This window comes from Pseudomonas sp. NY15374 (assembly GCF_048068255.1).
GTDB lineage: Bacteria > Pseudomonadota > Gammaproteobacteria > Pseudomonadales > Pseudomonadaceae > Aquipseudomonas > Aquipseudomonas machongensis.
This window is the reverse complement of record NZ_JBLUPZ010000005.1, coordinates 261,066-272,053: the sequence shown is the minus strand read 5'-3', so window position 1 is coordinate 272,053 and position 10,988 is coordinate 261,066. Positions and strand designations below refer to the sequence as shown.

At 66.2% G+C, this 10,988-nt stretch carries 7 protein-coding genes; all 7 read left to right on the top strand.

Going from position 1 to position 10,988, the window contains the following annotated elements; genetic code table 11:
* Positions 1–7 precede the first annotated feature (7 nt).
* Positions 8–1,018 carry a polysaccharide deacetylase family protein gene (locus ACNFHO_RS13740; protein ID WP_416766660.1) on the top strand — a complete coding sequence of 337 codons (1,011 nt, stop codon included), beginning with the start codon at positions 8–10 and terminating at the stop codon, positions 1,016–1,018.
* Positions 1,015–2,319 carry a lipopolysaccharide biosynthesis protein gene (locus ACNFHO_RS13735; RefSeq protein WP_416766659.1) on the top strand — a complete coding sequence of 435 codons (1,305 nt, stop codon included), beginning with the start codon at positions 1,015–1,017 and terminating at the stop codon, positions 2,317–2,319. The genes ACNFHO_RS13740 and ACNFHO_RS13735 overlap by 4 nt, the downstream gene beginning before the upstream one ends.
* Positions 2,316–4,226 carry a hypothetical protein gene (locus tag ACNFHO_RS13730; protein WP_416766658.1) on the top strand — a complete coding sequence of 637 codons (1,911 nt, stop codon included), beginning with the start codon at positions 2,316–2,318 and terminating at the stop codon, positions 4,224–4,226. Before ACNFHO_RS13735 ends, ACNFHO_RS13730 begins: the two co-directional genes overlap by 4 nt.
* A 34-nt stretch (positions 4,227–4,260) precedes the next feature.
* Positions 4,261–4,950: a GNAT family N-acetyltransferase gene (locus tag ACNFHO_RS13725; protein ID WP_054893951.1), complete on the top strand. Its 690-nt coding sequence runs from the start codon at positions 4,261–4,263 to the stop codon at positions 4,948–4,950.
* Between the two features lie 4 nt (positions 4,951–4,954).
* On the top strand, positions 4,955–6,115 hold the full coding sequence (locus ACNFHO_RS13720; RefSeq protein ID WP_416766657.1) for a GNAT family N-acetyltransferase: 1,161 nt from the start codon (positions 4,955–4,957) through the stop codon (positions 6,113–6,115).
* On the top strand, positions 6,087–6,854 hold the full coding sequence (locus ACNFHO_RS13715; protein ID WP_416766656.1) for a ChbG/HpnK family deacetylase: 768 nt from the start codon (positions 6,087–6,089) through the stop codon (positions 6,852–6,854). Before ACNFHO_RS13720 ends, ACNFHO_RS13715 begins: the two co-directional genes overlap by 29 nt.
* 150 nt (positions 6,855–7,004) lie before the next feature.
* Positions 7,005–10,889 carry a dermonecrotic toxin domain-containing protein gene (locus ACNFHO_RS13710; RefSeq protein WP_416766655.1) on the top strand — a complete coding sequence of 1,295 codons (3,885 nt, stop codon included), beginning with the start codon at positions 7,005–7,007 and terminating at the stop codon, positions 10,887–10,889.
* Positions 10,890–10,988: the final 99 nt, after the last annotated feature.

Here is a 10,988-nt window from a genome sequence, read left to right as displayed (position 1 = left end):
GATGGACATGCCGATCAAGACGACGATCAAACAGGCCAGTGGCTGGCTGTATTTCAAGTCGCCCAAGGGCCGCGCCGAATTGCGCGGCGCCGGGGTGATCCTCATGCTGCATCGGGTACTGGCCGATGATGCCAGCGCCGCCTTGCCGCACCGCAACGAGCTGTGCGTCGGGCCACGCGCCTTCGAAGGGCTGCTGCGCTGGCTACCGCGGCACTTCGACTGCGTCAGCCTCATGGACCTGCTCAAGGACCATGCCCCCCCCCGCAGCAGCCAGCGCCCCAAGGTTGCCCTGACCTTCGACGACGGCTGGCGCGACAACGCCAGCAACGCCTTCCCGCTGCTGCGCAAGCACCAGGTGCCGGCAAGCATTTTCCTGTCCACCGACTACATCGGCAGCCGCCAGCGCTTCTGGTGGGAAAGCGTCGGCGAGACCCTGTGGGGCAGCCACGGCGAACCTGCGCGGCACAACCTCATCGAGTACCTGCGCAAGCTCGGCCGACCGCTGCCGGCCGCCTACTTCATGAACGACCGCTCGCAAGCGCGCAGCCAGGTGCTGGCGCACTATCTGCAAAGCCTCAAGAGCCTCAGCCCGCAGGCCCTGCAGCAACTGACCGACGCCTGCCCGGCCGAATCGCTGCCCCAGGCCATGGACTGGCAGCAAGTGCGCGAGCTCGAGGATTCGGGCCTGGTGCGCTTCGGCCCGCACGGCGCCAGCCACGCCTTGTTGCCCTATCTCGACGACCGGCGCCTGGACGAAGAGCTGCAACGCAGCCACGCCGCCCTGGAGCACGGTTGCCAACACCCCCTGCCGGTGTACTGCTACCCCAATGGCGATCATGACGATCGCGTGCGCGCACGCGTGGCGGCGCACCGCTACCCCTTCGCCCTGAGCACGCGCGCCGGCATCTGCCAGGGGCATGACGATCCGCTGGCCCTGCCACGCATCGGCGTCAGCCAGCGCAATGCCAGCCGCCCATCGCTGCTGGCCTGGCGCATCAGCCGCGGGGGCCGCTCATGAGCCGCAACCATTACCTGCGCCATCTGGCGCTGAGCATGGGCACCAAGCTGGCGATGATCGGCCTGCGCCTGCTGCGCAACGTGCTGCTGGCGCGCATCCTCGGCCCCAGCGAGCGGGGCCTGTTCGCCCTGCTCAGCACCCTGCCCGACCTGATCAGCGCCGCCACCAGCGGCGGACTGAACAGCGCCGTTGGCTACCAGGCGGCCAAGCAGCGTGACATGGGCCTGCTGCTGACCCAGGTGCTGGTCTACGGTTGCCTGCTGGCGGGGCTGTTGACGCTGGTCTGCGTGCTGCTGGTGCGCGAGTTCGGTGCCGAGCTGGACATCACCCTGCAGTTGGGCCTGCTGGCCTGGCTGTTGCTGCTGGCGGTGCCGATGACCGTGCTCAAGAGCGGCCTGCTGACGCTGCACAACGCCAGCGGTGGCGTCGGCGCGTTCAACGTGCTGCGCCTGACCGAATCGGCCGCACCGCTGCTGCTGTTTCTTGCGTTGTTCTGGATGTGGCGTGAAGAGGCGCTGGAGGCGGCGCTGATCAGCTGGCTGGTGGGCATCGCCCTGGTGCTGGTGCTGGGCCTGTGGTGGCTGCGCCGCCAGCATCCGCTGGCCCTGCGCTGGGACCGCGGCGGCCAGCGCGAGCTGCTCAGCTACAGCGCCAAGAGCCACCCCGACCTGTTGTTCCAGCAAGTCATCCTGCGCTCGGACTACCTGTTCATCGGCGCCATGCTCGGCAGTACTGCACTGGGCCACTACGCCATGGCCAGTGCCGCCGCCGAACTGCTGCTGATCGTCCCGGAAGCGGTGACCACACCGCTGATGAAGCGCCTGCTGCAGCAGGACGCCGGCATGGAAAAACTCACCCCCCTGGCACTGCGCCTGACCGCCACGGTGATGCTCGGCGCCTGCCTGTGCATGGCGGTGATCGGCGACTGGCTGATCGTCACCCTGTTCGGCATGGCCTACCAACCGGCCTACCCGGCCCTGCTGGCCTTGCTCCCAGGGCTGCTGGGGCTGTGCTACGCCAGCATCCTGCGCCTGGACCTGCTGGGCAAGAACCGCCCCGGCACGGTATCGCTGATGATGGGTGCAGGCGCCACGCTGAACCTGGTGCTCAATGTGCTGCTGATTCCAACCTGGGGCATCGTCGGCGCCGCCGCGGCGTCATCGATCGCCTACCTGGCGGTGACCGTGGCCATGCTGGTGCTGTACTGCCGCCTGAGTGGCGTGCCGGTACTGCACACTCTGATCATCCTGCCCAGCGACCTCGCGCCGCTGCGCCAGATGTTGCAGCGCAGGCCAGCATGAAACGCTGGCTGCTGCTCTGTGCCCTGTGGGTGCCGCTGGCACCTGCGGCCCCCCTGCAATGGGGCGATATCCGCGATGGCAGCCTGTACCTGCAACCAGGACGCAACGATGAACTGCGCCTGCGCTGGCACCCGGCATGGCAGGCCGACGCCAATGCCGAGCGCATCTTCCTGCTCGACGGCCGTGGCCAGCTGCGCGGCGAGCGGGCGATCAAGGCCGAGGAACTGCGCGGCGAGCAGCGCTGGCCACTGAGCGTCGACGCCGGTCCCTATCGCCTGGAGGTCCCTGGCTACAGCTTCCGTGGTTACCAGATCGAGCACAGCGACACCACGCGCGCCCTGTTCGCCCCCGCCAAGGTGCACTTCAGCGCCGAGGTCGGACCACGGGTCGAGCTGTATTTCCGGGTCAAGGCCGGTGAGCAGGCGACGCTGGCCGGCAAGTTCCACGGCGGCGTGCGCGGGCTTTCGGCGCAACGCCTGAGCGACGGCCAGCAGGTCGAGGTGGCGCTCAAGCCCTACCCGGCCTACTGGCGCTTCGACCAGCAGGCGCTGCCAGTCAGCCCCCGCGACGAAACCTGGCGCCTGCGCCTGCAAGGGCGCGGCAAGGCGGCATTCTGGCTCGACGGCAGCGCCAACCTGTTCGCCCAGCGCGCCGATCATCTGGGCGATGTCGCCAACCTTGCCGGGCAGGTGCGGCTCAAGCTCCAGGCCAAGGTGCTCGGCCCCACGCCGCTGCTGGGGGTCAACCTGCCCTACGTACTACCGCCACCGTCGAGTTTCGCCGCCCTCGACGCCCTGCGCCCGCAGGCGGCCGGCTACTACAGCTTCATGGACGTGCTCGCCCGCCAACCCGGCTATGAAGACGCCTGGCGACGCCTGTACCAGCAGCGCTTCGGCATCACCCAGGACATCACCCTGCTCGCCGGCACCGGTAGGCGCGCCGACCTGGCCGCCGATCGCACCAGCCACGATGGCCTCGATGCCTGGCTGGCCGGCACCGCACGCCTGGGCGGCAAGGGCCTGCACTACCTGGCCTTCGCCGACGAGCCGAACCTCAATTACCGCGACTATGAAAGCTACCGCAACTTCTTCACCGGCATGGCCCAGCGCGTAAGCGCCTGGCCGGGCGCTCGGGAGGCAGGCGTGCGGATCGCCATGCCCGCCTCATCACGCCTGCTCGGCGGCCCCTTCACCCAGGGCAGCAAGGACCTGCGCGGCATCGACTGGGCCCGGCGCCTGCTCCAGGAGCACGGCGCGCAGATCGATGCCCTGGCCTGGCACGAATGGATGGTCCGCGACCTGCTCGCCACCCGCAGCTACCGCGACAGCGTGCGCCAGGCCGCGGCCTTGGTCGGCCTCGACAACCAGGGCCGCCCGCGCAAGGCGCTGCTGCTCGACCAGACCAACCTGTCCAGCGGCTCCAGCCTCAGCCCCTATGACCAGAACACCCACTACGCTGGCCTGTGGTGGGCATCGGTGGTGATCAACGCCTCCGCCGACGGCCTGCTGGACATGCTCAACTGGTTCCATGTCGCCGACGAGCCCGAATGGCCGAAGGGCATGATCCGCGTGCTGGGCGATGAGCGTTTCGAGCTCAAGCCGGTGGGCCTTGCCCAGCAGTTCATCCAGCGCCACTGGCTGCGCCAGGTACTGGCCCTGGACAACGACGCCTTCGAGGTCGACGTCCTGGCAATGGCCGACGGCCGTCAGCGCAGCCTGCTGGGGGTCAACAAGGCCGAGCGCGTGCAGCAGGTCGAGCTGGCACTCGGCGACTGCCCGGCCGCCCGGCTCGAGCTGTTCGGCCCCGATAATCAGCCGCGCCCTGCCCGCGTCAGCTGCCAGCAGGGACAGATCCGTTTTCAACTGCCAGGGCAGACCTTGTTTGCCCTGACCTGGAGTGCGTCATGAAACGCACCTCGATCTGCCATGAACAGGAGGCACCATGCGTGCATTGAGCAAGATCCAGGATCGCATCAAGCGCAAGGGACTGCGCAACACCTTGAGCAGCGCCTGGCGACACTACGTCTTCTATCATTGGGAGCTGGTGTGGATGGAACGCGATCTGGAAACCCCGGTGCCCCCGCACCGCCTCAAACCCTATGCGCGACTGCGCCTCGAGAACATCACCGTGAACAACGTCAAGGCCTTCACTCGGCATTTCGGCGACCGCGTCGAGACCATGCGCGAGCTGGCCGCCGAGGGCTACACAGGCTTGATGTTCGTAGATGACGAAGGCGACACCGTGGCCTTCATCTGGGGCAGCGCGCGCAACTACCACGACCGCCACTACTATGGGTGCTGGTTTCCGGTAGGCCCGGGCGAGTTCTTCGAATTCGGCGGCGAGTTGATCCGCAAGTACTGGGGCAGCGAGCTGTCGGTGGACTTGCAAGTGGCGTTGTGGAAGGCCATGGCCGCGCAGGGTTGCACCAAGGTGGTGGACGTCTGCGAACAACACAACATCCCGGCGCTCAAGCTGCACCTGCGCATGGGCTACCAGGAGCAAGGGCGCATCATGAATGTCTACTGCCTGTTCGGGCGCTGGAAGTTCTTCCGCGAGAGCCGCTACAGCGAGTCGCGCCTGGAAACCTTGCGTAAACCGGCGTCCGAAAGCGCCACGGCCACGGCGTCCTGACCCCATGGCCCTGCAACTGAGCTGGTGCGCCTCGCTGCGCACCCCCAGCTTCCCTGCCGCCGGCTATGAGGCGCTGCGCCAGCGCGTGGCCGGCAGCACCCCGTTCAATCACCTGGGCTGGCTGTGCGCCGCCGAGGCCGCACTGCAACCAGGCCAGCAACTGCAGATCCTGCTCGGCCACCTCGATGGCCGCCTGTGCCTGTGCCTGCCGCTGGTGCGCGAGCGCCAGGCGGTCGGGCCACTGAATGTCCCGGTGGTGCGTCACCTGGGCCACCCGCTGAGCGACCGCATCGCGTTGTTGCTCGACCTGCCAGCACACCACGCCACACAAGTGCTCCAAGCCATCCGCAAGCACCTGCCCCATGCGCTGCTGCAATTGAGTGAAGTGGTGCACGGTGGCGATGAGGATTGGCTGCGCCAATGGGCTGCGGCCTGTTCGACCTTCGAGCGCCGCCTGACCTGCCGTGTACCGGTGCACCGCATCAGTGAAGCCGACCGCCAGGAGGTCAGTGGCGACCCACGCTACAAGCTGCGCCGTGCACGCAAGCGCATTGCAGCCTGCGGCGCGCAGGTGCGCCGGGTGGTCGCCGACCGCCACAACATCACCGCCCTGCTCGATGCGGTCAGCGCCGTGGAAGCGGCGAGCTGGAAAGGCGACGACGACGTCGGCATCTTCTCGGGCAGCCAGCGCCGCGAGTGGATGTACCAGGCCTTCACTGAACTGGCTGGCGAAGGGTTGGTGTGCCTGGTGTTGCTGGAGCTGGACGGGCGCTGCATCAGCTACCGCCTGGGCCTGCTTGAACACGGTCGCATCTACGACTACAACCTGGCGTTCGTGCCCGAACAGCGCGAGCTGGGCAGTGGCCGGGTGCTGCTCGAAGAGTGGATCCACTGGGGCCTCGACGAGGGCTGGAGCTGGGTCGACGCCTCGCGGGTAAGCCTTGAAAACTCCAGCCACCAGTTGCATGAACGCCAGACCGGCCAGGTCGAACAATGGCGCCTGAGCGGCTACAGCTGGCGCCCCGACGGCATCGCCCTGGGCCTGGCCCTGCGTTGCTGGCGCTGGCTCAAGCCGCGCCTGCGCAAGGCCGACGGCCCAGCCAACGTCACCCCGAACCCCACACAGGAGCGAACGGATGCCATCCCAGGTCATAGTCAACGCTGACGATTTCGGCCTCAGTGCCCCCATCAACGCGGTGATCCTGCACGCGTTCCAGGCCGGGCTGATCAGCTCGGCAACACTGATGGCCAACATGCCGGCGTTCCAGGCCGCGTGCGTACTGGCCCAGCAGCCGGCGTTGAAGGGCCGCATCGGCCTGCATTTCAACCTGACCTACGGCCGCCCCCTGAGCCAGGCGATCCTCGCCGAACCGCGCTTCTGCACCGCCCAGGGCGAGTTCGACCTCGGGCTGCGCCAGCGCACCCTGCGCCTGTCACGCAGCGAGCGCGAAGCGGTGCGCGAGGAGCTCGAGGCTCAATGGCAACGCTGTGTGGCCCATGGTGTCATACCCAGCCACCTGGACTCGCACCAGCACGTGCACAACATCTGGCCGGTCGGCGAGGTAGTCGCACGGTTTGCCCGCGAACACACCATACCGGTGCGTCTGGCGCGCAATGTCGGGGCCAATATCGGGCCACTGAAGCGGGTCTTCAAGACCCTGCTCAACCGCCGCCTGAAACAGCTCTGCGGCGTGACCGCCGACTACGTCTGCACCCCGCTGGATCTCAAGGCCGGACTGGCGCCGGCGCATGGCGTACTGGAGGTGGTGGCCCATCCCAGCGCCCTGGGCGGCCACGACTTCGGTGATGCCTACCTGGCAACCGGGGAATCCCTCAAGAGCCTGGTCGACCGCCAGTTGCAGGGGGTGGAACGGGTGGGTTATACCGAGTTGAACATGTCCTGACGCCTGCGCACTGGCATGCCCGGTGCGCGTGTGCGTGGTGTGCTTTCGCAGGTAATCCAAAGAAAAGAGCACCACGGTCTGCATCTATCTACCACCCGAATCAGCCATCGATGGCGCCTGCTGTTGCGTTCCACAACAGGAGCGACAGCCATGCCTTCAACTCTCCCCTCCACCCACCAGAACCTCATCATCCAGCGCTTGCCTTCATGGGCGTCAAGACTCAGTGAAGAACAATGGCAAACCCTGCGCGCCAGCGCGCTGCCTCTGCAGGGCCTGCCAGGGCAACACGCCGACGACTTCGAAAACGCCTTGCCCGAACTGCGCGAGGCTGTGCTGGCCAGCCAGGCGCAGTTGGCCACGGCGCAGCAGCGCCTGGCCCGGACGCTCAAGGGCCTCCAGCAGATCGACGAATTCGCCGAGCCACTGCTCGCCGCGCAATTGAAAGCCGAGCACGGGTTCCAGGCCCCGCTGCGCACAGCGGAGCTGATCCACGTGCATGACCGTTACACCCATGAGGTCTACGTGAGCACCTACGAGCGTCGCCCGTTGCTCGAGGCTGCCCTGCACAACTTTGCCGATGGCATCAGTTTCAACATCAAGAGCGCACTGGCCCTGAAGGGTGATACCGAGATCACCGACATCACGGTGACCGGCACCACCACCCTCGGTGACAGCGAAACCCGAGTGCCCTACCCCCTGGCCTCCAAAGCCTTCAGCATCAAAGCATTGCCGCTTTCACCCGAAGCCTTCGCCAGCACCTGCCGCAATCTCGACCTGGGCCAGCGCTACCAGGAACACCTGCAAGCCAGGTTCAGCCAGACCTGTGTCCGCCCTGCCGCGATCAGGCTCTACCAGAGCAACTTACAACTGGCGGCAGACCTGGCGCGGCTGCAGCATCGGATCGGCGGCGACGCACGGGATTGCATCCAGCAGCTGCTCGATGACGGATCGGCCCTGCCTTGCCAACGGTTGCAACTGTTCGGCGTGACGCTGCACGAGGCCCTGCTGATCGACGCCGGTGACGTCGGTCGACTGCTGTATCTCCCAGGTCAGGAAGCCGCCGTCCGTGTCTTCAGCAGTGACCAGGCGCTGGTGGTGCAATTGCAGACCGACCTTTGCGACCCCGCCTTTCGCAAACACTGCCTGGCGCTGATCGCCAGCGAAGAACGCCTGCAGTTCGTCGATCGTGCGCGGCAGAACCTCAGCAGCGATGCGCACGCGGGCTATGATCAGGCCTGGACACTGCCTGATGGCGCCGATCTGCACCTGGAGCGGCACGATATCGAAGGGCCGCTGTTCGACTTCCTGTACACCGACCATCTCGCCTGGCTCAAGGCCGAGGCAATGCTGTTCGCCGTGCCCACGGCCCAAGCCGACGAACAGGCGCGCAAGAAGCGCCTGCAGATGTGGGAGAGCCTGGGCTTGAATGCCCTGATGACCATCGGCATGTTCATCCCCGCAGTGGGTGTACTGATGGTCGCGGTAACGGCCTGCCAACTGCTGCATGAGGTCTACGAAGGCTACGAGGCCTGGGAGGTCGGTGATCGCGACGAGGCGTTCCAGCACCTGAAAGTGGTAGGCCTCAACCTGGCAGTGATCGCCGGGCTGTATGTCGGCGGACAGGTGGTACGCACGCTTACCCGCACACCGTTGCTCGAGAGCCTCGATCCGATCACCCGCGCCGATGGCAGCCAACGCCTCTGGCGCGGCGACCTGACGCCCTACCGTGTCAAGGCCTCCGAGATCACGCCGGAGTCCTTGCACATGGACGGCCACAGATATCTGCGGCGTTTCGACGCACAGCTGCAGCGCTGGCGGCTCGTTCATCCTGATGAACCTGAGGCCTACCAACCGCTGCTGGAGCACAATGACGAAGGCGCCTGGCGCGCCGAGCACGAACAACCACGCGACTGGTCACTGGCGACACTGGTGAGGCGCCTGGACAGCCGCCTTGAAACCCTCACCCCGGCGCAACTGGAGCAGGCAGCACGCATCAGCGGCATGGACGAAGCACAACTGCGCCAGGTACACCTGACCCACGCCAAGACCCCACCGCTGCTGGCCGACACCTTGGCACGCCTGCGCGTGCAACGTCAGATCGCGCAAAACTATCCGACAGCGAGCGCCGCCGAGCGTGACAGGCTGTTCGCCGAAAGCTACGAGGCCAGTGTGCCGGCCCATGTCGACGAAGCGCGGATGCTGCAGGACTACCCCAGACTCGGTGCGCCATTGTGCAGGCGCCTGCTCGGCTCGATGACCACGACCGAACAAGCGGCCTGGAGCACAGGTCAGGTCCTCCCCGCACGCCTGGCCAGACTTGCGCAGGGCCTCGAGGCGCAGTTGCCGGTTGTCCGCGGCCTCGAAGGCCTGTACCTGCCCGGGCTGGCCAGCGCGCACAGCGAACGCCTTGCGCTCAAAGCCATGACCGCGCTGAAAGGCTGGCCACAGGATGTGCGTATCGAGCTGCGCGCAGACAGCCCCCATGGGCCTACCCTTGCCGTAGCTGGCAGCCGCTACGCTACGCGCTTGCGGGTCATCATCCAGTCTGCTCAGGGGTACGAGCCCTATCTGGGCGAGCGCCCCGCCCCCACACCCGCCACTGCCGATCTGTGCCAGGCTGCGGTGAAAATACTGTCAGCCAATGAGCGTGCGGCGCTGGCGCTTGAGGCCAGCACCGGTGACAGCCTGCGAGCGCGCCTGACAGCCCTGGTCGACGCCGACCGCCAGGCCTGGGCCCGGCAACTGCGCCCATTCGGCGACTTCGCCTGGTTAAGGCAACAGGGGCTTCGTGGAGGAACGCCGATGGATCCGAACCCTGCACCCGGGATCGAGCCTGAGCCGGCAGTCGTCCCTGCGCCACCTCCCGAACCGATCGACCGGGCGCTTTACCGCCAGGTGCAGCAGATCTACCCCGCCATGAACGACGAAGGCGTCGAAGCCTTCTTTGCCGCGAGTCGCGAGCAAGGAGTGAGCCCGGATCAGGCTGTGGCGTCCCTGAACGCGCAGTATCAAGTAGTGACGGCCAACTTCGCTGCCTGGGCCGAGGGCTCACCTGCCCGAACCCAGGCCATGACGCGACTGCTGAACAGCTGGCGCGGCATGAGTCGACAAGCGCTGGGCGAACAGTGGCTGTTTTCACTGGAGCTGGCCGACCTCGATCTCACCGACGCCGACCTCGCCAGCCTGGAACTACCCCACCACTTCCCGCATGTCCAGCTTCTTGACCTGGCCCGCAACCCGCAAATCAGCACCCTTCCCGCTTCGTTGCTCGAACGCCTGCCCAATCTGCACACGCTGAGCCTGGAAGCGTGCTCGCTGCAACACTTTCCGCAACTGCGCAACCCGCAAACGCTACGCCTGCTGGATCTGGAGGAAAACAACCTGATCTGGAACGAACAGGCACAACAAAGGCTGAACCAGATGGTCAACCTCAGGACCCTGGACCTCACCAACAATCCGCTGCAGACAAGCCCTGCTCTGGAAGCCCTGCCCAACCTGGAATCGCTGCTGCTCGGCAATTGCGAATTGAGCGAAATGCCCGCTGGCCTGGCGAACATGCGCAACCCGCACATCGTCAATCTGGGCGAAAACCGTTTCACCGAACTGCCACAGCCGCAACCTCTGCCGCGTCCGCTCGCTATGGTCATGCGGCTGGAAAGCCAACACATGGACGACGGCATGATTGCGCAGATCAATGCCTACTACGTGCGTTTCGGCGTAGACCTGATGGTCGCCGAGCATGAATACGAAGCCCTGCTGTCCACGGCCAGCGACGAAGACTTCAGCGTCTGGAATCGCCTGCCCCTCCAGTACCGCAGGGACCTGAGGACGTTGATCGAGGATGATCAGTTCAATGCGGCCCCCGAGGCGAACCTCACGGAAATCTGGCGACGCCTTCACCTGATGGATCAAGACGCGGTATTGGGCGAGCAAGCGATTGCCGCGGGGGCCGAGCATTTGCTGGAACTGCCTTTCCCACCGGCGCCCGAAGCCGAGCTCGCCGAGTCGCCTGAGCCGCCGTCACCGGAAGAGTAGACACCGTGGCCACCCGTCGGCGCCTGTCGGGCGCCAACGGCTTGGCGATGGCGAATCATCGCACTTCAACCAGACTGGAATATTTCCGACAGCAGGTGC

Bases quoted from the DNA above. Each gene is read 5' to 3' on its own strand.
- ACNFHO_RS13720 (WP_416766657.1), top strand. From the start codon at position 4,955: ATGGCCCTGCAACTGAGCTGGTGCGCCTCGCTGCGCACCCCCAGCTTC.
- ACNFHO_RS13740 (WP_416766660.1), top strand. From the start codon at position 8: ATGCCGATCAAGACGACGATCAAACAGGCCAGTGGCTGGCTGTATTTC.
- ACNFHO_RS13735 (WP_416766659.1), top strand. From the start codon at position 1,015: ATGAGCCGCAACCATTACCTGCGCCATCTGGCGCTGAGCATGGGCACC.
- ACNFHO_RS13730 (WP_416766658.1), top strand. From the start codon at position 2,316: ATGAAACGCTGGCTGCTGCTCTGTGCCCTGTGGGTGCCGCTGGCACCT.
- ACNFHO_RS13710 (WP_416766655.1), top strand. From the start codon at position 7,005: ATGCCTTCAACTCTCCCCTCCACCCACCAGAACCTCATCATCCAGCGC.
- ACNFHO_RS13715 (WP_416766656.1), top strand. From the start codon at position 6,087: ATGCCATCCCAGGTCATAGTCAACGCTGACGATTTCGGCCTCAGTGCC.
- ACNFHO_RS13725 (WP_054893951.1), top strand. From the start codon at position 4,261: ATGCGTGCATTGAGCAAGATCCAGGATCGCATCAAGCGCAAGGGACTG.